The 23,580-nt window shown below is 67.5% G+C and carries 14 protein-coding genes; 9 read left to right on the top strand and 5 right to left on the bottom strand.

Annotated elements, in window-relative coordinates; genetic code table 11:
• Positions 1-20: 20 nt before the first annotated feature.
• Positions 21-1,367 carry a protoporphyrinogen/coproporphyrinogen oxidase gene (locus ACFK0J_RS21665; RefSeq protein WP_378730012.1) on the top strand — a complete coding sequence of 449 codons (1,347 nt, stop codon included), beginning with the start codon at positions 21-23 and terminating at the stop codon, positions 1,365-1,367.
• Here ACFK0J_RS21665 and ACFK0J_RS21660 read toward each other — a convergent pair.
• Entirely contained in the window at positions 1,320-2,873 is a 1,554-nt protein-coding gene (locus ACFK0J_RS21660; RefSeq protein ID WP_378730011.1) for a succinic semialdehyde dehydrogenase, read from the bottom strand. The two genes, ACFK0J_RS21665 and ACFK0J_RS21660, sit on opposite strands and share 48 nt — an antisense overlap.
• A gap of 192 nt (positions 2,874-3,065) precedes the next feature.
• Between ACFK0J_RS21660 and ACFK0J_RS21655 the strand changes: the two genes are divergently transcribed.
• Genes ACFK0J_RS21655 through ACFK0J_RS21640 form a run of 4 tightly spaced genes read left to right on the top strand, consistent with a single transcriptional unit; the run spans position 3,066 to position 15,315 of the window.
• A complete protein-coding gene (locus tag ACFK0J_RS21655; RefSeq protein ID WP_378730009.1) occupies positions 3,066-9,845 on the top strand; it encodes an SDR family NAD(P)-dependent oxidoreductase in 6,780 nt (2,259 codons plus the stop codon).
• A 40-nt stretch (positions 9,846-9,885) separates the two neighbouring features.
• Positions 9,886-13,035 carry a type I polyketide synthase gene (locus ACFK0J_RS21650; protein ID WP_378730007.1) on the top strand — a complete coding sequence of 1,050 codons (3,150 nt, stop codon included), beginning with the start codon at positions 9,886-9,888 and terminating at the stop codon, positions 13,033-13,035.
• Complete coding sequence (locus ACFK0J_RS21645; protein ID WP_378730005.1) at positions 13,032-13,991, top strand: AfsA-related hotdog domain-containing protein; 960 nt, start codon at positions 13,032-13,034, stop codon at positions 13,989-13,991. The genes ACFK0J_RS21650 and ACFK0J_RS21645 overlap by 4 nt, the downstream gene beginning before the upstream one ends.
• Positions 13,992-14,007: 16 nt before the next feature.
• Positions 14,008-15,315 (top strand): protoporphyrinogen/coproporphyrinogen oxidase, encoded by a 1,308-nt coding sequence (locus ACFK0J_RS21640; RefSeq protein WP_378730003.1) that lies wholly within the window; start codon positions 14,008-14,010, stop codon positions 15,313-15,315.
• Between the two features lie 8 nt (positions 15,316-15,323).
• Here ACFK0J_RS21640 and ACFK0J_RS21635 read toward each other — a convergent pair whose 3' ends face one another.
• The 3 genes from ACFK0J_RS21635 to ACFK0J_RS21625 all read right to left on the bottom strand — a co-directional run bounded on the left by ACFK0J_RS21635 (position 15,324) and on the right by ACFK0J_RS21625 (position 18,303).
• A complete protein-coding gene (locus ACFK0J_RS21635) occupies positions 15,324-16,109 on the bottom strand; it encodes a BTAD domain-containing putative transcriptional regulator (protein ID WP_378730001.1) in 786 nt (261 codons plus the stop codon).
• An 84-nt stretch (positions 16,110-16,193) separates the two neighbouring features.
• Entirely contained in the window at positions 16,194-17,786 is a 1,593-nt protein-coding gene (locus ACFK0J_RS21630; RefSeq protein ID WP_378729999.1) for a long-chain-fatty-acid--CoA ligase, read from the bottom strand.
• Between the two features lie 82 nt (positions 17,787-17,868).
• Positions 17,869-18,303: a hypothetical protein gene (locus tag ACFK0J_RS21625; protein WP_378729997.1), complete on the bottom strand. Its 435-nt coding sequence runs from the start codon at positions 18,301-18,303 to the stop codon at positions 17,869-17,871.
• A gap of 174 nt (positions 18,304-18,477) precedes the next feature.
• On the opposite strand from ACFK0J_RS21625, the gene ACFK0J_RS21620 reads away from it, so the two are divergent.
• The 4 genes from ACFK0J_RS21620 to ACFK0J_RS21605 are packed head-to-tail and all read left to right on the top strand — an operon-like array spanning position 18,478 to position 22,623.
• Positions 18,478-19,866: an extracellular solute-binding protein gene (locus ACFK0J_RS21620; protein WP_378729995.1), complete on the top strand. Its 1,389-nt coding sequence runs from the start codon at positions 18,478-18,480 to the stop codon at positions 19,864-19,866.
• Positions 19,859-20,791: a carbohydrate ABC transporter permease gene (locus ACFK0J_RS21615; protein WP_378729993.1), complete on the top strand. Its 933-nt coding sequence runs from the start codon at positions 19,859-19,861 to the stop codon at positions 20,789-20,791. The genes ACFK0J_RS21620 and ACFK0J_RS21615 overlap by 8 nt, the downstream gene beginning before the upstream one ends.
• Complete coding sequence (locus ACFK0J_RS21610; protein ID WP_378729991.1) at positions 20,788-21,612, top strand: carbohydrate ABC transporter permease; 825 nt, start codon at positions 20,788-20,790, stop codon at positions 21,610-21,612. The genes ACFK0J_RS21615 and ACFK0J_RS21610 overlap by 4 nt, the downstream gene beginning before the upstream one ends.
• Positions 21,613-22,623 (top strand): ABC transporter ATP-binding protein, encoded by a 1,011-nt coding sequence (locus ACFK0J_RS21605; protein ID WP_378729989.1) that lies wholly within the window; start codon positions 21,613-21,615, stop codon positions 22,621-22,623.
• A gap of 56 nt (positions 22,624-22,679) precedes the next feature.
• On the opposite strand, the gene ACFK0J_RS21600 is transcribed toward ACFK0J_RS21605, so the two are convergent.
• On the bottom strand, positions 22,680-23,510 hold the full coding sequence (locus ACFK0J_RS21600; RefSeq protein ID WP_378729987.1) for a class I SAM-dependent methyltransferase: 831 nt from the start codon (positions 23,508-23,510) through the stop codon (positions 22,680-22,682).
• Positions 23,511-23,580: the final 70 nt, after the last annotated feature.

Below are 23,580 nucleotides of genomic sequence, written 5' to 3'. Positions count from 1 at the left end.
CCGGTTGTGAGGAGTGCATCATGGAACACCGATCGGGATGTGCGGACCGGCGGTTCGCCGTCATCGGCGGCGGGGTGTCCGGCATGGCCGCCGCCTACCAGCTGCGCCGGGCAGGCGCGCAGGTGGAGCTGATCGAGCGCGACACCGTGCTCGGCGGGCGGCTCGGACTCGATCGGCTCGGCGACCGGCCCGTCATGATGGGTGCCCAACTGATCGGCGAAAAGTACTTCGGCTTCCGTGAATTCCTCGCCGACCTCGGGGTCGACTCCTATGAGCGATACTCGATCGCGTTGGCGCGCACCGTCGGCGACAAACTGATCATGGTCAATCCGACCAGATACCACGCCGTCATGCGGTATCTGTCCAGTGTCGGTTCGCCACGGGAGGTCGCCAAGTTCGCCTATCTGGTCGGCAAGGTGCGCGGTGACGGCAGGTTCCTCGGTTCGCGTTACTTCGCCACGCTCGGCGCCCGCAGCGACCACAAGCCGTTGAGCGAGCATTTCGGGCCCGGCCTGAGCACCGTGGTGCGGCCGATGATTCGCTGGATGAACGGCGCCGAGCCCGATGAGGTGTACCTCGGCACATTCGGGACCAACCTCGGGTGGTTTGTCGAGCGGTTCTACCGCTTGCCCGGCGGCGTGCAGCCCGCCGTCGACGAATTCGCCCGGCGCGTCACGGTGCGGACGAGTGCGCGGGTGGAGGGGATCATCGTGCGCGGCGGCGGCGTGAGTGGCCTCGCGATCTCCGAGAACGGCGGGCCGACCCGTGAACACGACTACGACGGCGTGATCCTGGCGACCTCGGCGCACGATGCGGCCGACCTGGTGAAACCGGAGTTCCCCGAGCTGAGCGAGTTGCTGGCGCAGGTCCGGTATTTTCCCGGCGCCGTCGCGATGGTCGAGTACGACCGAGAACTGTTCGGGCCCGGCGCCTACGGTTTCTCGGTGGAGGACGACTCGCCGTGCAGCTTGGCAGTCGCCGAGGGCCGCACCGACCGGCACATCGGGCGATACATGTTCCACGGCCGACGGGCCAGGCCCGCGCCTTCGGATGCGGAGCTCGAGCGCTGGCTCGACGCGGCCGAGCAACAGGCACTGGAGCATTACGGTGGCGGTCCGGTGCACCGAGTCCATACGCTGCGGCGGAGTTGGCAGGCGGGGTACTGCGCCTATCTCCCGTACTACGGCGATTTCCTTTCCGCGCTCGACACCGAGTTGTCCGAATGCCCGGGCCTGACGCTGGCCGGTGACTATCTCCGCGGCGGCGCCCTGGAAGGGTGCTACCGCGCCGGTGTCGAAGCGGCCCGGCGCGCCTGCGCGCTAGCGCCCGGGCAGTCGACTGATCAGCTGGGCAAGGGGAGCCTCTAGCCCCCGCCAGCGCGCGCTGGCAATCGCCGGGGGCGCGTCGAGATCGATGACCCGAGTGGTGGCCACCGTCTGCGGCTCGGTGTATTTCAGCAGCCCGGCCGGTCCGTGCCTGCGGCCGATGCCGGAACTGCCCATGCCGCCCATCGGCGCCCCCGGGCTGGCGGCGGCGGGCAAATAGCCCTCGCCGACATTGACCGCTCCCGAACGCAGGCGCACGGCAATGGTTTCGCCGTACGCCGGGCTCTCGGCGAAAATGCTGGCGCTGAGACCGTAATCGGTGTCATTGGCACGGGCCACCGCCTCGTCGACGTCGGCGACCGGATAGATCGACACCAGGGGGCCGAACGTTTCGTGCCGAGCGCATTCCATCTGGTCGGTCACCCCGGTCAGTACCGTCGGCTCGAAGAAGAGCGGGCCGATATCCGGCCGCGGATTCCCGCCGGTGCGTACCTCGGCTCCCTTGGATTTCGCGTCGGCCAGGTGTTTGGTCACCGTCTCGAGCTGGTCGGTGGAGGCGAGACTGCCCATATCGGCGCGGAAGTCGTAACCGGCCGCGAGCACCATGCTTTCGGTCGCAGCGACGAACTTCGCGGTGAACTCCTCGGCGACCCGCCGTTCGACATAGATGCGTTCGACCGAAAGGCAGAGCTGCCCGGCATTACCGAAACAGGCGCGCCGCGCGACCTTGGCGGCCTTGGCCAGATTCGCGCCCTCGGTGACGATCATCGGGTTCTTGCCGCCCAGCTCGGCGGAAAACGCGACAAGTCGCTGGCCGCACCGCTGCGCGAGTTGCCTACCGGTGGCGGCCGAGCCGGTGAACATGAGGTAATCGCAGGTGTCGACGAGGGCCGCGCCGACCACCTCGCCGGCACCGGGAACGACCGCGAACAACTCCCGCGGCAACCCGGCGCAATACAGCAGTTCGGCATTGGCGAGCGCGGAGAACGGGGTGCGCCCAGCGGGTTTCAGGACGACCGCATTACCGGCGACCAGTGCGGGCAGTGCGTCGCCGATGGCGAGGAACATCGGATAGTTCCACGGCGCGATCACGCCGACGACACCACACGGATGATGGTGCACCACCGACTTCGTCACCAACGGCAGTGGGCCCCGAACGCGATACGGTCGCAGTATCTTCGGCGCATGGCGGGCGTAATAGCGCGCGACCGCGATGACGCCGAGGCACTCCTCCTGTGCGGTCCAGCGGGCCTTTCCGGTCTCGGCCTGCACCACGTCCATCAGAAAATCGCGGTGGTCCAGCACCATATTCCGGTAACGCTCGAGGACAGCCGCGCGTTCGCGCACCGGCCGCGCCGCCCAATCCGCCTGGGCGGCGCGCGCTTCGGCGACCGCGGCGCGCACGTCATCGGCGGTGCCGATCGGCGCGACGCCCAGCGGCCGCCCGGTGAACACCTCACTGATCGTGCTCGCCGACCGGGCCGCGGCATCGGAAATGGCGACGAGCTCGCTGAGATGATCGAAGTCCGCGGGTGTCGGCACCGGCATCGTGTGCTCCTGACATCGAATTGTCTTTGCTTTTCTCAAAATACCGAGCACGAATTCGAATCAGCACTGCCGATGGATCGATGGTTACCGAGCGATGGGCGTAGGTAAACCGTGTCCTGATTACGCTGGATTCAATTCGGAGCGGCCTGGCCATTTCGATTCGGCGGCATACCGATACGAGGAGCCCGGAAAATGTCACAAACACTCGGTTCCGCTATTCGTGCCGCGCTGCGTCGCCGATCCCTCGATGAGCAGCGGCGCATGCTCCAGGACATCGTGCTGCGCGAAGTGGCCGCGGTGCTCGGCGACAGCGGTCCGGACCTGGTCGACCCGGCGGAGTCGTTCCAGCAGCTCGGATTCGACTCGCGGTCCGCGGTCGAGCTGCGCGACCGCTTGCGGGCCGCGACCGGGGTCGAGTTGACCGCGGTGGTCGCCTTCGACTACCCGTCGGTCGACCGATTGGCCGAATTTCTCCGCGAGCAGCTGGTACGCCCTGAGGTCGCGGGCGATGTCGGCGTCGTGCGGGCCGGGCCCGCCGAGCACAGTGGCCGCAACGAGCCGATCGCGATCGTGGGCATGGCGTGCCGATTCCCGGGCGGCATCGAATCGCCGCAGGACCTCTGGCGGTTGCTCGTCGAGGGACGCGATGCGATATCGGAGTTCCCCACCGACCGTGGCTGGCCGGAAGATCTGTACGACCCGGAGCCGGGCAAGATGGGCAAGTCCTACGTGCGCCATGGTGGATTCCTCACCGGAGCAGCGGAATTCGACGCCGCGTTCTTCGGCGTCTCGCCCCGCGAAGCGCTGACCATGGATCCGCAGCAGCGGTTGTTGATGGAGACGACCTGGGAGGCGCTGGAAACCGCGCGGATCGTGCCGGATTCGTTGCGGGGCAGCCGCACCGGCGTCTATATCGGAATGTTCGGCAGCGACTACGTGAACGAGCAGGTGCCGCCGGAACTCGCCGGTTTCATGTTGACCGCCATGGCGGGCAGCGTCGCCTCCGGTCGGGTGTCCTATCAGCTCGGTCTGCAGGGGCCCGCGCTGACGGTCGACACGGCGTGCTCGTCGTCGCTGGTCACCATGCATCTCGCGAGCGAGGCGCTGCGGACGGGCACATGCGATCTGGCGCTGGCCGGGGGCGCGGCCGTGGTCGGCAGGCCGGGCCGGTACCTCGCGTTCTGCATCCAGCGGGGACTGTCCGCCGACGGCCGCTGCAAGTCCTATGCCGCCGACGCCGACGGCACCTCGTGGTCGGAGGGTTCGGGTGTCGTTGTGCTGGAACGGCTCTCGGACGCGCGCCGGAACGGTCGGCGCATCCTCGCGGTGATCAGGGGGTCCGCGGTCAACCAGGACGGCGCTTCCAACGGGCTCGCCGCACCGAACGGGCCCGCGCAGCAACAACTCATCCACGACGCACTCGCCGATGCCGAGCTGAGCGCTGCCGAGATCGATGCGGTGGAGGGGCACGGCACCGGCACGGTGCTCGGCGATCCGATCGAAGTACAGGCCCTGCTGCGCACCTATGGTGCGCGCCGCCGCGCGGGGGAGCCGCTGTGGCTCGGCTCGGTCAAGTCGAACCTCGGTCACACGCAGGCCGCGGCGGGGGTGGCCGGAGTCATCAAGATGGTCATGGCGATGCGGCACGGGTTGCTGCCGCGCACCGTGAACATCGAGCGGCCGACCGACCATGTGGACTGGTCCAGCGGCGATGTCCGGTTGCTCCTCGAGGCCGAACCGTGGCCGGGGCACGGTCGTCCGCGTCGGGCGGCGGTGTCGACGTTCGGCATCAGCGGTACGAACGCGCACCTGATCTTGGAGGAGTCGCCGCCCGATCCGCCCGCCGCGCCCGAGCAGCGGTCCGACCCGCCGGTAGTGCCGTGGGTGGTGTCCGGGGCGAGCGCGAAAGCGCTACCGGCACAAGCGGATCGGTTGCTGACCCAGCTGGCGGAAGCCGGCCCGGGGTCGACCGCGCGAGCGGTCGATGTGGGTTACTCGCTGGCGGCGACCAGGACGACCTTCGACCACCGCGCTGTCCTGCTCGGCCGTGACCACGGCGCATTGCTGTCGGCGCTACGCGCGCTGGCTACCGGCGAATCGCGGGCCGCCGGTTCCGATTCGGCGGTGCTGCTACGTGGTGTGGCCCGGCCGAATGCCAAGACGGCGGTGCTGTTTCCGGGGCAGGGTGCCCAGCGGATCGGGATGGGCAAGCGACTGTATGAGACTTATCCGGTGTTCGCCGCGGCGTTCGACGAGGTGTGCGCACAGTTCGACGGGGCGTTCGACGTCCCACTGCGTACGGTCGTCTTCGCCGAGCCGAGCTCCGGGCCGACCCTGCTGGATCAGACCGCCTACACCCAGGCGGCGCTGTTCACGGTGGAGGTCGCGATTTTCCGGCTGCTGAGTTCGTGGGGTCTGCAGCCGGATTACTTGATCGGGCATTCGATCGGCGAGCTCACCGCGGCGTACGTGGCGGGCGTGTGGTCGCTGGCCGATGCGTGCGCCGTGGTGGCCGCGCGCGGGCGCCTGATGCAGGAATTGCCCGAGGGCGGTGCCATGGTGTCGGTCACCGCCACCGAAGAACAGGTGCTCGAGGTGCTGGGCGACCACACCGGCTCGGTCGGCATCGCCGCGGTGAACGGGCCGCGCTCGATCGTCGTCTCCGGTGACGAGGCGGCGGTCACCGAGGTGGCGGCGGTGCTGAAAGAGCGCGGCGCCAGCACGAAACGGCTCGCGGTCAGTCACGCGTTCCACTCACCGCGGATGGAACCGATGCTGGCCGCGTTCGAGCAAGTCTGCCTCGGCCGCACCTATCACCAGCCGAACGTGACGATCGTATCGACGCTCACCGGTAAACCGGCGAGTGCCGATGAACTGTGTTCGCCCTGGTATTGGGCCGCCCAAGTCAGGCGGCAGGTGCGGTTCATGGCCGGCGCGCGTTGGCTGTTGGAGCGGGAGCGGGTGACCGTTTTCCTGGAAGCCGGACCGGGTGCCGCGCTGGGTGCGATGGTCGCCGAGAGCGCGGTCGAGGTCGATGCCGGGACCATCACGCTCGCGCAGACGATGCGGGCCCGCCGGGATGACGACGAAGTGCTCGGCATCCTCACCGGTCTGGCGACCGCGCACTGCGCGGGCGCCGTAGTCGACTGGACCACTCTGTTCGCTGGGACCGGTGCGCGTGCGATCGAGCTGCCGACCTACGCCTTCCAGCGCGAACGGTATTGGCTCGAACTCGGCGAACTCGGCGGCCGGGTCGATCTGCGCCGATCCGGCCTGCTGGAAGCCGATCATCCGTTGCTGGCGGCTGTTGTCAGCGTGCCGGATTCGCCGGACCTGGTGTGCACCGGCCGATTGTCGCTGCGCAGCCACGCGTGGTTGGCCGATCACGCGATCGGCGACGTGGTGCTCCTGCCGGGGACCGCGTTCGTCGACATGGCGCTGTATGTCGGTGCGCTGGTGGGTTGTCCGCGGCTGGGCGAGCTGGTGCTCCGAGCGCCGCTGGCGTTGCCTGCCGACGGCGCGGTGGAACTGCGCGTGGTGGCCGGAGCGCCGCAGGAAACGGGCGCGCGGTCATTGACTGTGTACGCCCGGCCGCAGGGGGAGGCCGATGCCGTGCCCGAGGAGCTGACCAGCTGGACAAAGCACGCGGTCGGCGTCGTGACACCGGCCACCGACGAGCGGCCGGTGGTCGACTCGGCTTGGCCACCGCCGGGCGCGGTGCCGGTGGATATCGCCGACGCCTATCCGGCATTAGGCGACCTCGGCTATCGGTACGGTCCGATGTTTCGCGGCCTCACCGCCGTATGGCGCAGCGAGAGCGAGGTATTCGCCGAGGTCGCGTTGCCGGACCTGGCGCGGGAAGCGGCCGGACGGTTCGGACTACATCCGGCTTTGCTGGATTCGGCGCTACACGCCATCGCGGTCGGCGGGCTGCTGCCCGGTGCCGACGCGGGCGAGGTGAGCGTGCCATTCTCGTGGGCGGGTTTGTCGCTGTACACCGCCGGAGCTGCCGCGTTGCGCGTACGGCTGACGGCACCGGAATCCGACCGCATCGCGCTGACCGCGACCGATGACACGGGCGCTCTCGTCGCGAGCCTGGACACGCTGTCGATGCGGTCGGTCGCGCCGGAGTCGTTCGGCGCGTTGGTTGCCCAAACCGCCGAGCCACTGCTCGAATCGGCATGGATCAGCACAGTTCGCCAGGAAAACGTTGCTGTCGAGGCGAATTGGTCGGCGGCACCGACGGAAGACCTCGAGGTTGTCTCGATGGCGGGCCGCCAGGCTGTGGTCATGTGCTTCGCCGACACTTCGGCGCCCGCCGATGAATCGCCCGCGACACGGCCGCAGGCGCTGCGCGCACGGATCGCCGAATTACTCGCCCGCACACAGGAGCTGGTTTCCTCGGCGGAGTGGGCAGCCGCATCCGTAGTGCTGGTGACCCGGCGATCGGTCGCCGTACACCGCGGCGAGACCGTCGACGCGGTCGGCGCGACCGCATGGGGCCTGCTGCGCAGCGCTCAGCACGAACACCCCGGGCGTCTGGTCCTGGTCGACGTGGACGAATGGTCCGACTATCGTGACGCGGTCGAGCAGGCATCGGCCACGACGGACGAGCCGCAGGTGGCCGTGCGTCGTGGGGTGCCGCATGTTGCCCGATTGCGCAGGGCCACCGCGGATTCGGTCGGTTCGGCGGACTTGCTCACTGGCGGCGCGTGGCGGTTGACGCAGCACAGCAAGGGCACGCTCACCGGTGACAATCTGTCGTTGGTCGCGGCGGCGCGGACAGCGGAACCGTTGGCGCCGGGTCAAGTACGGATCGGGCTGCGCGCGGCAGGCGTGAACTTCCGTGATGTGCTGATCGTGCTCGGCATGTATCCGGATCCGGAAGCGTCGATCGGTGGCGAGGGCGCGGGGGTCGTGCTGGAGGTCGCCGCCGACGTCACCGAATTCGCGGTCGGTGACCGTGTCATGGGATTCGTGTCCGGCATCGGTGCGACCGCGGTGACCGATCGGCGGCTGTTGGCCCGCATTCCGCAGGGGTGGTCCTTCGCGCAGGCGGCCGCGGTGCCCGTCGTCTTCGCCACCGCCTACTACGCGTTGGTCGACCTGGCCGGTGCACGGGCCGGTGAATCGCTGCTGCTGCACGCGGCGACCGGTGGTGTCGGCATGGCGGCCATCCAGCTGGCCCGGCACCTCGGGCTGGAACTCTTCGTCACCGCGAGCACCCCGAAATGGGATGTGCTGCGCGGCATGGGATTCGACGATCAGCGCATCGGCGACTCCAGAACGCTCGACTTCGAACAGAAGTTCTCGGCCGCCACCGGCGGGCGCGGCGTCGACGTCGTACTCGATTCGCTGGCAGGCGATTTCGTCGACGCCTCGCTGCGCTTGCTCGGCGAAGGTGGCCGCTTCCTGGAAATGGGGATGACCGACCGGCGCGATCCCGCGGCAGTGGCCGCGCGCCATCCCGGACTGACGTACCGCAGCTTCTTCCTGATGGAGGCAGGTCCGGATCGACTCGGCCAGATCTTGGCAACTTTGGTGGGGCTGTTCGACTCCGGTGCGCTCGCCCCGATCCCGACCACCGCCTGGGATATCAGGCACACACCCGAAGCCTTCCGATTCCTCGGTCAGGCCCGCCACATCGGCAAGAATGTGCTCACCTTGCCCGTACCGTGGCACCCGCACGGCACGGTGCTGATCACCGGCGGGACCGGCGGGCTCGGTGCGGTGCTCGCGCGGCATCTGGTCGAGGTCCGCGGCGTACGGCACCTCGTGCTGGCGAGTCGGCGCGGCCCGAATGCCGCGGGCGTCGCGGAGTTGGTCACCGAACTGGGCGCGGCCGGTGCGAAGGTCGACGTCGTGGCATGCGACGTCGCGGATCCGGACGCGGTGGCCGCACTGCTGGCGGCCATCGCGCCGGATCATCCGCTGACCGCCGTGATCCATGCCGCGGGCGTGCTCGCCGACGGACTGTTCGATTCGATGACCGAGACGGCATTGGCCACCGTGTTCCGGCCCAAAGTGGACGCGGCCTGGCACCTGCACGAGGCAACGAAGGACCTGGACTTGGCCGAGTTCGTGCTCTGTTCCTCGATGGCAGGTGTGCTCGGCGCGCCGGGACAGGCGAACTACGCCGCCGCCAACACGTTCCTGGACGCGCTGGCACAGTCGCGCCGGGTCGCCGGACTGCCCGCCACCTCGGTGGCGTGGGGCGCCTGGCAAGGCATCGGCGGCATGACGGGTCAGCTGACTGAACAGGATTGGGCCCGGCTGCGCCGGGAAGGGTTCGTCGCGCTCGACGCGGCGGTGGGCATGGCCCTGTTCGACGCCGCACTGGTCTCGGGGCAGGCCTGCCCCGTGGCCGCACGGATCGATAAGTCCGTACTCGCGAGGATCGGCCCGGAGCACCTGCCGCCGATGCTGCGTGGGCTGGTGCGCGTCCCGCGGCTCGCCGCTGACCGCGGGTCGGGCCGACCGGACAAGCTGACGGCCCGGCTGTCCGGCCTGTCACCCGCCGACCAGCGCCGAGTCGTGGTCGAGGTGATCCGTTCGCATGCCGCGGCGGTCCTAGGTCACTCGTCACCGGATGCGATCAGCGCCGATATCCCGTTCCAGGACATCGGGTTCGACTCGCTCGCGGCGATGGAGTTCCGTAATCGACTGGAGGCGGCGACCGGCACCAAGTTGGCGACGACGATCGTCTTCGACTACCCGACACCCGAGGCCTTGGCCGAATATCTCCGCGCCGAAGTAGCACCGGACGCACAAGCGCAGGTCATCGCCGACCTCGAAGCGGTCGAGCGGGGCTGTGCCGCCGCGCAACTCACCGACGCCGAACGCGCGACGATCGCCACTCGGCTGGCGGCCCTGGCCCGTGCCCTGGACAGCCGCGAAACCACTACGGCCATCAGCGATCTGGACGACGCCGAGGACAGTGAGCTGTTCGAATTCGTCGAACGGCTGAGCTGATCGCGCGGACCTGACCGGGCGCAGAGGAGGAAAACGACCGATGGCAACCGACGAGGAGTTGCGCAGATACCTCAAGCGGACCGCGCGGGAACTGTACGAGACCAAGCAGCGGTTGCACGAGGTACAGCAACGGGCCGGCGAGCCGATCGCGATCATCGGCATGGCCTGCCGGTTCCCCGGTCACATCCGTTCGCCGGAAGACCTGTGGCAGTTGGTGTTCGAAGGACGCGAAGTAGTCATGGGCTTCCCGTCCGACCGAGGTTGGCCGCCCGCCGCCGCGTACGACAGTGACACAGATGTGCCGACGGTGGCCGCCGGAGCGTTCCTGGAGGACGTCGCCGAGTTCGACGCGGGCTTCTTCGGCATCACCGACCGCGAGGCGCTGGCGATCGACCCGCAGCAGCGACTGTTGCTCGAGGTCGCCTGGGAGGCGATAGAGCGGTCACGGATCAATCCGATGACGTTGCGTGGCACCGATACCGGCGTTTTCGCCGCCTGCATGGATCAGGCCTACTGGGAATGGTCGCGCGAATGGGACGGGTACGAGACGTATTACGTGCTGGGGAACACGCCCAGCGTCCTGGCCGGACGGGTCGCCTACGCGCTGGGGCTGGAGGGGCCCGCCGTCACGGTCGACACGGCGTGCTCCGGCTCATTGGTCGCATTGCATCAGGCGGTGCTAGCGCTACGGGCAGGCGACTGTTCCTTGGCCCTGACGGGCGGGGCCACCGTGATGGCGCAGCCGCGGCAACTGGTGGTCTTCTCCCGGCAGCGCGCGGCGGCGCCGGACGGCCGATGCAAGTCCTACGCCGCGGCGGCCGATGGCACCGCCTGGTCGGAGGGCGTCGCGGTGCTTGTGCTGGAACGACTCTCGGACGCCAGGCGCAACCGGCATCGGGTGCTCGCGGTGGTCCGCGGTTCCGCGGTCAATTCCGACGGTGCCTCCAATGGTCTGACCGCACCGAACGGGCTGTCCCAGCAGCGAGTGATCCGCCGCGCGCTGGCCACGGCGGGGCTGTCGGCGGCCGCCGTGGACGTGGTGGAGGGCCACGGCACCGGCACCGTGCTCGGCGATCCGATCGAGGCGCAGGCATTGCTGGCCACCTACGGCCGCGAACACCCGCCGGGACAGCCGTTGTGGCTCGGGTCGATCAAGTCGAACTTCGGGCATACCCAGTCCGCCTCCGGCGCCGCCGGGCTCATCAAGATCGTCTTGGCTATGCGGCACGGCATCGCGCCCGCGACACTGCATGTGGACGCGCCGTCGGGGCATGTCGACTGGTCGGCCGGTGAGATCCGGCTGCTGACCGAACCACAGGCATGGCCGGGCACCGGGCGGCCGCGCCGGGCCGGGGTGTCCTCGTTCGGGTTCAGCGGCACCAACGCGCACGTGATCGTCGAATACGACCCCGCCGAAGAGTCTGCGGCCGTCGCGAGCCCGGAAGTGCCTGTGCCGCAGGTGGTGTGGCCGTGCGTGCTATCGGCGAAGTCGGAGCGGGCGTTGCGCGATCAGGCGGCGCGGTTGGGTGAAACCTGCACCGCGGAGCCCGGGCATCGTATCGCCGATATCGGAGCGGCGCTGGCGACAACGCGTGCCGTGTTCCCTTATCGCGCGGTGCTGCTCGCGGATACGCGGGCCGAGCTGGTAGCGGGGGCGGCGGCGCTTGCCGATGGCGCGCTGCACCGATCCGTAGCGGCGGGAAACACGCCGAGCACCCGCCACGGCACCGTGGCCGTGCTGTTGCCCGGTCAAGGCAGCCAGCGGATCGGCATGGGCCGCGAACTGTATCAACGGTTTCCGCGGTACCGGGATGCTGTCGACGAGTTGTGTGCTTGCTTTGATCCGCACCTAAACCGCCCGCTGCGTTCGGTGCTGTTCGGTTCGAACAACGGCTCCGCCGCTCTGCTCGACCGCACCGACTTCACCCAACCCGCGCTGTTCACGATCGAGGTAGCGCTGTTCCGTTTGCTCGAATCCTGGGGATTCCGCGCCGATTTCGTGCTCGGGCACTCGATAGGCGAGCTGGCGGCCGCCCACCTGGCCGGTGTCTTCTCGGTGTCCGATGCGGCGGCGGTGGTTGCCGCCCGAGGACGGCTCATGCAGCGGCTCGGCCCAGGGGCCATGGTTTCGATCCGCGCCACCCACGACGAGGTGGCGGCCTCGCTCGCCGGATCGGATGGCCGCGTGTCGGTCGCCGCCAGCAACGGCCCCAACGCCACCGTCATTTCCGGGGACGGCGACGCCGTGCGGGCGGTCGCGAAACAGTGGCGCGAACGGGGCAGGCGCGTCAAACAACTCCGGGTGGACCGCGCCTTCCATTCGCCGCATCTCGATGACCTGCTCGACGATTACCGAGACGTTGTGGCCAAGGCCGAGCTGCGGCCCCCGGCGATCACGGTGGTCTCCAATGTGACCGGCGCTCCGGCTACGCGGTTGTGCACCACCGACTACTGGGTGGATCAGGCCCGAAAACCGGTGCTGTTCTACGATTCTGTCCGTTTCCTGCTCGGCGCGGGCGTCGGCACCTTCGTCGAGCTCGGGCCCGGCGACGTCCTGTCCGGTATGAGCCAGGAATGCGTTGCCGACGGTCGCGTCGTGTCGATTCCGACACTGCGCGCCGGTGAGCCCGAGGACGCCGGTCTGCTCCGGGCGGCCGCGGGTGCCTGGATTCGTGGCGCGGCCATGGACTGGCCTGCGGTGTTCGCGGGTAGCGGGGCAGAGCTCGTCGACCTGCCGACCTACGCCTTTCAGCATCGGCGGTACTGGCGCACGGGAGCGCATTACTGGTGCGATTCCGAACACCGTGTCGTCTCGATGCCGGACGGTCTCGGCCGAGCCGAGCCCGGCGACTCGGCCACAGCGCCGGACCCGGCCGCCGAGTTCTGCGCCGGATGGTCCGAACTGGAGCCCGCGCGGCGAGTCGACTATGTGCTCGGTGTGGTGCGCTCACAGCTCAGTGCGATCCTGATCGACTGCCCGGCCGATGACATCGACACCGAAAAAGGCATTCTCGGCTCCGGTCTCACCTCGCTGTCCGTGCTCGAGCTGCGCGCGCGACTGAACACCGTTGCGGGAACGGCACTCCCGTTGGAGCACTTCTTCGCCGATCCGACACCACGGGCGCTGGCCGAACTGATCTGCGCCGAATTGACGGTGCCCGAGCTCGCCTCCCCGAGGACGACACCATGACCGTCGAAACACTGAGCTTCGAGCAGACCGTGCCGCGCACCCTGGCCCATCGCCGCTGTCTCGGTGAGGTTTTCGTGGCCGACACCGCGGCGCTCGGGCCGGAGGAATTTCTGGCCGCCATCCAGATACCGAGGGCGCACTCGCATTGGTCCGACCATGTCGCCGCCTACCACGACCCGTTGGCGGCGGTCGAGGCGATCCGGCAGGCGATGACCGTCATCGGGCACCGGTATCTGCGCGTGCCGCTCGGCACGCCGATGAGCCTGCAGCGGATGGAAACCGACGTCGAGGACCATAGCGCGCTGCGCGAGGACGGCAGTGCACCCTTGGAGGGCATCGTCCGCGTTCACGCGCCGCAGATCGGCGGCACCGGCGGCTACTTCGCGGACAACAACTTCACCGCGAGCCTGACGATCGGCGCCGCGCTGGCGATGGTCGTGCGCGGCAGTGGAATCGCTTTCCCCCGCGAGGCATACGAGCAGTTCCGACGGCATCAGCAGCAGACACGTCCGGCTGAGCCAGATGCGGAAATCGCTGCCCGCAGACCGGTCCAGCCCGCCCGGGTCGGTCGCCGAGACTCGCGCAACGTGGTGGTCGGCCTTCCCCGCACGGGACAAGACTCGGCACTGGTGTTGCCCTTGGTGGTGGATCAGCGGCACCCGTCGTTCTTCGACCACGCCTACGACCACCTGCCCGGCCCGCTCATCCTCGAGGGTTTCCGGCAGGCCGCCGTGCTCGCGGCCTGCGAAACCGGTGCGCTCGCAACGCCGGTCGTGGCCATCGCCGCCATCCACGCGACGTTCACCGGGTTCGCCGAACTCGACGCCGACGCCGACTTCGGGGCCGCCGTGCTACCGGATGCAGCCGGCGGCGCCGTCATCGAGCTCGAGCTGTCCCAGTTCGGCACCACGATCGCCGCCTGCACCGTCGAACTCGCCCCGTACCCACCGGACTGAGCAAGGAGGACAACCGATGGACACTGCAACGAGTAAGCCACCCCGACATGTGGCGGTAGTCGGTTCGGGGATCGCCGGAATCGCCGCGGCATTCCGATTGCACACCGCGGGCCACGAGGTCGACCTGATCGAGCGTTCGAGCGTCCTCGGCGGCCGGTTCGGTATCGACCGCCTCGGGGACCGCCCGGTGATGATGGGCGGGAAGAATCTCGGGCGAACCTACACCGCGATGCGCGCACTCCTCGCTGAGCTGGGCGCTACCGGTTATGAGCCGTTCGGGATCAACACCTCGCGGGTCATCGACGGACTCCTGGTCACCTTCGACAGCAGCAACGGTCCGCTCGAAAAACTGAACTGGCTCCGGAAACTCGGCCCGCCCAGCGATTTGGCGAAGCTGCTCTACCTGCTGTCGCGGGTCCGTCGTAACGCCGAGAACAAATTCCTCGGCTCGGCCACCTTCACCGATATCGCCGCCGCGAGCGACGATCGGCCGCTGAGTGCGCATTTCGGTCCGCGCATCGCGCACAACATGTTCCGCGCGCTGACGGTGCGGCTCAACGGTGCCGAACCCGATGAGGTGTATCTGGGCACGTTCGGCACCAACCTCGGCATGTTCCTCGACACCTACGACCAACTCACCGACGGCATCGAGCCCGCGCTCACCGCACTGACCCAGCGGATTCCGGCACACACGAACACCCGGGTCGAACGATTGCTCCTCGACGACGGCCGCATTGCCGGTGTCGGCGTCGTGCAGAACGGCGGGCCGCTGCGCGAGCGGCAGTATGACGGTGTGGTGCTGGCGACCCCGGCCCACGCCGCCGCCGACATCGTCAAGTCGGACCTGCCGGCGCTGAGCAGTCTGCTGATGGATGTCAGGTACTTTCCGTCGACCGTTGTGCTGGTGGAATACGAGCGGCCGGTCTTTCATCAGGGCGTGCGCGCCATCGTGCTCGATGACGGACCGTGCAGCAATGCGGGCGTCTACGGAATCAACGACCTCAATATCGTTCGATACACCTTCAGCGGCAGGGCGGCCAGGCCGACGCCGTCGCCGGACGTGCTGGAGACCTGGTTGAACGAGGCGGAGCAGCGGGTCACCTCGCTGCTCGGGACGGGGCCGGTCCGTCGGGTCCGCAAGGTCGAACGGATCTGGGACGCCGCGTATTGCGCCTATCTGCCCTATCACGGTGAGTTCCTGTCGAAGGTGCGGGCCGAGGTCGAGGCGGTACCCGGACTCGCACTGGCGGGGGACTATCTGCGGGGCGCGCAGCTCGAAGCGTGCTGTCGTTCCGGCATGGAGGCGGCCCGCGCTTTCGGGTGAGCGTGCGATCACGCGGGCGGCCGAAACTTCCTGGTCTGCAACGATGCATCCTGTGTCAAGATCATTTGATGCAGTCGTTGCAGATCCCGCCCGGGTTCGATGCCGAGGCCGTCGACCAGATTCGCCCGTGACCGCTGATAGACACCGAGTGCGTCGACCTGCCTGCCGGAGCGGTACAGGGCAAGCATGTATTGACGGCACAGGCCCTCGCGCAATGGTGCTGCCGCGGTGAGTATTTCCAGCTCCGGGGTGATCTCGCGGTGTCTGCCGCAGGCGAGCTCGGCGTCGAAGCAGTCTTCGTAGGCGTTGAGCCGCTCGTCCGCCAGCGCGGTCAGCTCGCGCCAGAGTATTCCGGCCTCCGCCAGATCGGCCAAGGCGTTGCCGTGCCAGAGTTGCAGTGCGCGCCGCAACGACAACTGTGCCGCGGCGGGCGATCCCGCGGCCGATTCGGCCCGTCCCTGTTCGACCAGTCGACGGAAGCGGCACAGGTCGACCGCGTCCGGATCGACCTCGAGCAGGTAGCCGGGCACCTTCGTCAGCAAGGCCGTCGCGGAGTCGGCGTGCTCGCGGTCCGCGATGATCTTGCGGATCGCGGAAACGGCGTTCTGCACGATCTTTCGCGCCGTGGGCGGCGGATCGCCGTGCCACAGGGCATCTCTCAGTTGACTGGCCGGCACCACCTGGTTCGGATGTAAGAGCAGGTACCCGAGCACAGCGCGGCGGGTGAGCCCGCCGAGATCGACCTGCACGCCGTGCGCAGTGACATCCAATGCACCGAGTATCCGAAATTCCATCTGTGCCTCCATCCCCAGATAACCAGGTGTAGCAGGCACTTTCCGGCGCACAGAACCCCTATGCGACGGACCCCTAACCGGGGCTCAGTTGACGGCGCGGTCTCGATCCGCCCAGAACCGCTGGCGCAGCTCACGGCGCAAAATCTTGCCGCTCGCGTTGCGGGGCAGATAGTCGACGAATTCGACGTGGCGTGGGTGCTTGAAGGACGCGAGTTTGTCGCGCAGGAACAGCACGAGTTCGCGCTGGGTAACCGTGCGCCCCGGTAGCAGCGAGACGAAGGCGTGCACGGTTTCGCCCCAGCGGTCGTCGGGCACCCCGACGACCGCGGCTTCGCGGACGGCCGGATGGCCGACGATGGCGTTCTCCACTTCGGCCGGATAGATGTTCTCGCCACCGATGATGATCATGTCCTTGATCCGGTCGCAGATGTAGACGTAGCCGTCCTGGTCGATCCATCCGGCATCCCCGGTGTGGATCCAGCCGTCGGCGCCGATGATGTCGGCCGTGGCTTCGGGACGATTCCAGTAGCCGAGCATAGGGGCCGGTCCGTGTGCGATGATCTCGCCGATCTCGCCGGGCGGCAGGCGATTACCGGCGGGGTCAACCACGGCCATCTCGCAGCCGGGATAGGGGAATCCCGCCGACCGCAGTCTCGGGCTACCCGCCTTGTGGTCCGTCGGTGGCAGAAAGGTCAGCGGGGTAGCGGTTTCGGTCATGCCGTAGAACTGAACGAAGTCGCAGCCGAAACTGTTCATGCATTCGACGAGCATGTCCTCGGGTATCGGTGATCCGCTGTAGGCGATCTGCCGCAGACCGGCGAAGTCCGCCGGGGATATTCCGGGCTCGGCGAGAATGAGCGCGAGCATCACCGGAACTCCGCACATGACGGTTATCGAACGGGACCGGATGATGTCCAGCGCTCGGCCTGGGGTGAATTCCGGCAGGATGAACAGCGGAGCGCCCGCGATGAGGCCTTGGACGACCCAACCGAGGCCCGCGATATGGAAGCCTGGAATGGCGACGAAACAGCGGTCGTCGTCTGCCATCTGTAACCATTCGAACCCCTGCTGGTGCAGGATGTCCCACACGACGAACAGGCTGCGCTGCGCGATCACCACCCCTTTCGACGCGCCCGTCGTTCCGCTGGTGTACATCTGGAGCAGCGGGTCCGTCTGCGTAGTTCGCACTGATGGCGGCGTATCGGGTTGTGCGGCAATCCAATCGGTGAATCCGGCGCCCGGAATGCCGTCGCGGTCCATCCTGATCAGCCGGGCAAGGTTCCATCCGGCGGGTGGCAGATTCTCGGCCAGTTCCTCGGCGGCCGAGTCGAGGAATACTATTTCGCAGTCCGCATCGGTGATTATGTGGGTCACCTCGGCGCTGGTCAGTCGCCAATTGATCGGAACGAGGACCGTTCCGATGATCGAGCAGCCGATCAGCAGCTGGTACAACCGGGCGGAATCACGGCCGAGATAGGCGATGCGGTCGCCGCGTTCCAGACCGGCGGCGCGCAGGGCATGCGCTACCTGATTCGACACCCGGTGCATCGTCGCGTAATCGGTGACGTCATCGCCGCAGACGATGGCGGCACTGTCCGGCCGCACGATCGCATGTTCGCCGATAGCTGCCGCCAGATTGTCCGCTCGGTTGTATGTTTTCACGAACGATTGCGACATGACCGCGCTCCGAAAAATATTGCCGGGCAATTATTGTGGATTCACGATAACGCGCGGCGGTAATCGTCGAGTAACCGAGAATTCAGTCGGTAAGGTCCAGCTCCGCCTTACCGGGCTGGTGCGGCAGATCGGAGACGAGTTCGGCGGTGATCCGGCCCGGACCGGTGGTCGCCCGGTAGGCGATGCAGATCGGGATGTCACAGCCGATGGACCCGAAGGCGATGTCGAACGAGTCGGCGCCGGTGACACCGGTGGTGGTGTTCTGCCAGCGAAGCGTAACCCGAGCCGAACAACCGAGCGGAAGGCCGAGCAGTAGCGTCGGCTGGTGCCACGCGAATGTCACGGTGCCGGTGGCGGATCGGGCCGCGGTGACGTCTTGCCTGCCGATGCACGGACCGGTGGTGAGCGTTGTCACCGACAGCTTCGTTTCGGCCGCCTGTGCGGGCGCGGCCAGGCCGACCACAACGGCGGTGGCGGCGGCGAGCGGGAATGCGAGTCGAGTGAGCAATCGGCGCATGATCGGACCATACGGCGCTGACGACGCCGTCGATAGCCCCGAAAAGTAGGCGCGGGAGGGCGCCCCTGCCGGTTCGGCGCAACACCTTTCGGCCCTATTCCGGGGAATGGCCGCCGGTGCGGGCCGTCTTGTGACACCGTCGGAAACGACAACGGAAGTGTGCTGGAGGTACCCATGGCACCGAACAGGGGGATGCTCGCGGCGTTGGCGAGCGTCGGCGTGCTCTTGGCCGCAACGGTGGGTTGCGGTTCGGATAGCGGCGGGCAGAACGCGCTGACCATCACGGCGAACGCGATCAACTCGGCCGGTGGGAAGAACGCGGACGAGGCGAAGTGGATCGAAGAGTGGATCATCCCCAGGTTCGTCGAGGAGCAGCAGGCCAAGGGCCGCACCGTCGAGGTGAAGTTCCAGGCGACCGGGGTGCCTGATGAGGACTACAAGAACCGGATCGCCAAGGACCTGAAGACCGGCACCGGCGCCGATGTCGTCTCGCTGGACGGGATCTGGGTGGGCGAGTTCGCCGAGGGACAGCAGATCGAGCCGCTGGACGAGCTGGTGGGGGCCGACAAGGCCCAGGCGTGGGACGGCTGGCAGCACATGCCGGAGACGGTGCGGCGGTTGATGTCCTACGGCGGCAAGCAATTCGGCATCCCACAAGGCACCGATGGACGGGTGCTGTTCTTCAATCGCGAACTGTTCGAGCGGGCTGGTTTGCCGACGGACTGGCAGCCGACCAGTTGGGATCAGATACTCGAGGCGGGCCGAAAGCTGAAGGCCGTGCCCGGCGTGATTCCGGTGCAACTGAACGCGGGCACCAGCTTCGGAGAAGCGACGACCATGCAGGGGATTCTGCCGCTGCTGGCGGGTGCGGGCAGCGCCATGCACGACGGCGGCAAGTGGGTCGGGAACACCTTGAACTTCCGCGAGGTGTTGGAGTTCTACCGCACGTTGTACGGCGAGCAGTTGGGCGATGCGGAGCTGCAGCAAGACGCCAAGGGCCGGGAAAAGAGCTTCGAGAAGTTCGCCAAGGGACAGGTCGGCATCCTGCTGGAGGGCGACTTCCTGTGGCGTGGCGTGCTGAACCCGGCCGGTGGCAGCTTCCCGATGGCCGATCGGGACACCGTGGTGGGCTGGGCGAAGATCCCGGCGGCCGCGCCCCGCGCCGGGGTGAACGGGCAGGACTTCGTGAGCATGTCCGGCGGTAGCGGACGAGTGATCAGCCCGAAGAGCAAGAATGTCGAACTGGCCTGGGAACTGCTGCAATTCATGAATTCGCCGGCGGCCTACGAACAGTGGATCAGCATGGGCGGCGCGCGGATCACACCGCGACAAGATGTGAACGCCAAGGTGCTCGGCGGCGATCCGATGCTGACCTTCGTGTCCGAGCAGATCCTGCCGATCACGTCGTTGCGGCCCGCGCTACCGGAATACTCCACCGTGTCGAAGGCGATGCAGCAGGCGACGCTGGATGTGGTCACCGGCACGAGCCCGGCCGATGCCGCCGCCGCGTACGGCAAGGCCGTGGAGGAGGCGGTGGGCAAGGACAAGGTAGCCAGTGACTGACCCGGCGACCCCCGGCCCGGCCGGCATCGCCGATGTGCGACCGGCCGGACCCGACAGCGATGTCGCGGGATTGGGACGCGGGAAGGCGAGCGCGTTCGTCACGCCCGCACTGCTGCTGATCGCGGCATTCCTGGTGTTTCCGGCGCTGTGGCTGCTGTGGATCGGGCTCACCGACCTCACGGTCTCCGGGCGCACCTCGGTGGACGTTTCCTTTGTGGGACTGGACAACTACGCCAACGCGCTGGACGACCCGCTGTTCCGGAACAGCCTGTGGATCACGCTGCTGTTCGTGTTCGGCTCGGCCGTCATCGGACAGAACTTCCTCGGGTTCACCCTGGCCTGGTCCCTGCGCGATGCCGCGCGCTGGCTGCGCGCACTGGTGGAAAGCTTGGTGCTGCTGGCCTGGATTTTGCCCTCCAGTGTGGTTGCGGTGCTGTGGATCGCGATGCTGGACCGCGATGCGGGCACCATCAACCAGTTGCTGGACAACCCCGGCTATGCCTGGATGATCCGGCATCCGCTGGCCGTCATCATCGTGTTCAACATTTGGCGCGGCACCGCGTTTTCCATGCTGCTGTACTCGGCGGCGCTGTCCACGGTGCCGCCGTCGCATCTGGAGACGGCGCGGCTGGCCGGTGCCTCCGGCCCGCAAACACTGCGGGATGTGGTGTTTCCGCACGTGCGCGCGCACGTCCTGACGAACACGCTGCTGATCAGCCTGTGGACCTTCAACGACTTCACGCCCTATCTGCTGACCCGTGGCGAGCCGAACCATGGCAGCGAGACATTGCCGATCTTCCTCTACCGGCAGGGGATCGACGACGGCGCACTCGGGTACGGCGCGGCCGCTTCGGTGCTGATGCTGCTGATCAATCTGGTGCTCGCGCTGTTCTACCTGCGGCTGCTGCGGCGGAGGCCCCGATGAGTCCCAGACGGATTGTCGCCCGGATCGGGTTCTATACCTTCGTCGCGGTGCTGACCGGGTTCTTCGTGCTACCGATGCTGTGGCTGGCCTCCGCGCCGTTCGACAGCAACCCCGGGTACGCGCCGCGGGTGCCGGAAAAGCCGACCCTGCAGCACTTTTCGGCGCTGTTCGAGAACGACCTGACCATGGGCTCGCTGTGGAACTCGGTGGTCCTGTCCTTCTCCTGCATGGTGCTGGTGGTTGCCAGCGCGGCGCTGGCCGCGTACGCGTTGTCCCGGGTCCGGATTCCGGGCCGAGACGCGCTGCTCTACCTGCTCTTGCTGCTGTCGAGTGTGGTCACCGGCACGGCGGCGATGGTGCCGATCTTCCTGATGGTCTGGAAATTGGGTCTGCTGGACCGGCAGTTGGGCGTGGTGCTCGTGCTGTCGGGTGGGTTGCTGCCTGCGGCCATCTTCATCCTGAAGGACTTCATGGACGCGGTGCCCAAGTCCTATGAGGAGTCGGCACGGGTGTTCGGGGCCGGACCGCTGCGGATCCTGCGCGAAATCGTGGTGCCGGTGGCTCGACCCGGGTTGGCGACCATCGCGGTGTGGACCGTGGTGAACGTGTGGGGGACTTACCTGGTGCCGTTCCTGCTGTTGCGCGACCAGGAGAAGCAGCCCGCCGCGGTGGTGGTGCGCACCTTCTACGACGAAGGTGGTGGGGCGCTGCTTGGCCCGATCTCGGCGTTCTCGCTGCTGTACTCGATTCCGGTCGTGCTGATGTACCTGTTCGTCAACCGGCGCTACGGCTTCCGGTTCCATGGAGGGATCAAGTCTTAGGTGGCGCAGATCGATGTGGTGGAGCTGACCAAGGTCTTTCCCGGCGACGTAACAGCCTTGGACGGACTGACTTTCACCATCCCGGATGGTGAGTTCTTCGCGCTGCTCGGGCCGTCCGGGTGCGGCAAATCGACGCTGCTGCGCACCATCGCCGGGCTGGAAACCCCGACCGGCGGGCAGATCCGGATCGGCGAGAAGGACGTCACCCGGTTGTCGCCCGGTCGTCGCGATGTGGCGATGGTGTTCCAGGACTACGCGCTGTTCCCGCACATGTCGGTGGTGGACAATATCGCCTATCCGCTGAAGGTCCGCGGCACCGATCGGCGGACCCGCGCGGCGAAAGCCACCGAGACCGGGGATCAGTTGTCGCTGCGGGGATTGATGGCCCGCCGACCGGCCGAACTGTCCGGCGGACAGCAGCAGCGGGTGGCGCTGGCGCGGGCGATGGCTTGCCACCCCAAGGTGTTCCTGTTCGATGAGCCGCTGTCCAACCTGGACGCTCGGTTGCGCCTGGAAGCCCGCACCTTCCTGAAGAAGCTACAGCTCGAGCTCGGCGTGACCACGGTCTTCGTCACCCACGACCAGGCCGAGGCGCTGGCCCTGGCCGATCGGATCGCGGTGATGTCGGACGGGCGGATCCGGCAGCTCGACACCGCCCGCGAGGTATTCCGCAGGCCCGCCGACACTTTCGTCGCCAACTTCATCGGCTCCACCCCGATGAATCTGATCCCCGGCGAACTGGTCGGCCTGGAGCCATCGGTGATCTGGGGTGCGCGACCGGAGTATCTGGGGTATGCCGCCGAGGCAGTGGATGGTGCGATCCATGGCGTCGTGTCCACAGTGGAGCACCTGGGTGCGACTTCTCTGGTCACGGTGGAAGCGGACGGATTCAGTCTGAGTGTCACGGTGCCGGAGGCAGATGAGCCGTCGGTGGGCAGCGATGGTTGGGTGATCCCGCAACCCGGCCGGGTCCTGTTGTACGACGGCGAATCAGGCAAACTGCTCCCGTAATGTGCAGGGCGGCAGAGCCCTCGTTGTCGGAGAACTCACTGGGGCGGTGCGGGTGTTCACTGGGTGGCGAAGCCGAGTTCGGCGATGAAGTGTCGCTGGTTTCCGAGTATCGATGTCTTGCGGATCAGCCGGGTGAATTTCGGGTTCCACCAGAGGCCGCGTCCCGGGGCGGTCGGCAATTCGGTGAATGTCGCTATGCGCGGGACTTTTTCGGGCAGCCGGCGGGCCTGCGATACGGTGATCGCCCACGGCAGCGGTGGTAGTTGGAAGGTGGCGTTCCGGGCGGGCTTCGCACCCTTTCGGCTGAGCCAGGCCAGCAACGGCGGGATGATGTCGAAGACGATGCTGCCGCCGGGGAAGCGCTTTGCCAGATCGCCCAGCAGGGCGATGACGTCTGCCCGCGGCAGGTAGAACAGTAGACCTTCGGCGGTGATGATCACGTCGGTGGTGGTGACGAGATCGAACCACGAGCGGTCCAACGCGGAGGTGGCCACGTGGTGTATCCAGAATTCGGCAGGCAGCAGTTCTTCCCGCAAGGCGATTATTTCCGGCAGATCCACCGACAGCCAGGGCACGTCCGGGCTGCCGAGCCGCCAGTAGGTCGTTTGTAAGCCCTCGCCCAACGCCACGACGGTGCAGTTGTCCGAGTGCGCCAGCTTGTTGCTGATCGCGACATCGAAAGTCTGTGCGCGCCGGGCATGCGACTGGCTGGGCTCACCGAAGATCTCATACGGGTAGCTGATCGACCGGTAGAGGTGCTCGGCCATGGGATCGCCGAAGTCGGAATCCGATCGAGCCGACTCGATCGCCCGATTCCGCAGCGTCCACAGCGCGGTCGCCGGAACACCCTCGAGTGCTGTGCCGTCGACCTCGCCGGATGTCGCCATGCCGAACGGACACCTCCTCATGGAAGAAGGGTGCGGATCGGGACCGAGTAAGCACCGCGATCCGTCTGCG

It is taken from the genome of Nocardia brasiliensis, assembly GCF_042691675.1.
In the GTDB taxonomy this organism is placed as follows: domain Bacteria; phylum Actinomycetota; class Actinomycetes; order Mycobacteriales; family Mycobacteriaceae; genus Nocardia; species Nocardia brasiliensis_D.
This window is presented reverse-complemented; position numbering and strand designations above follow the sequence as displayed.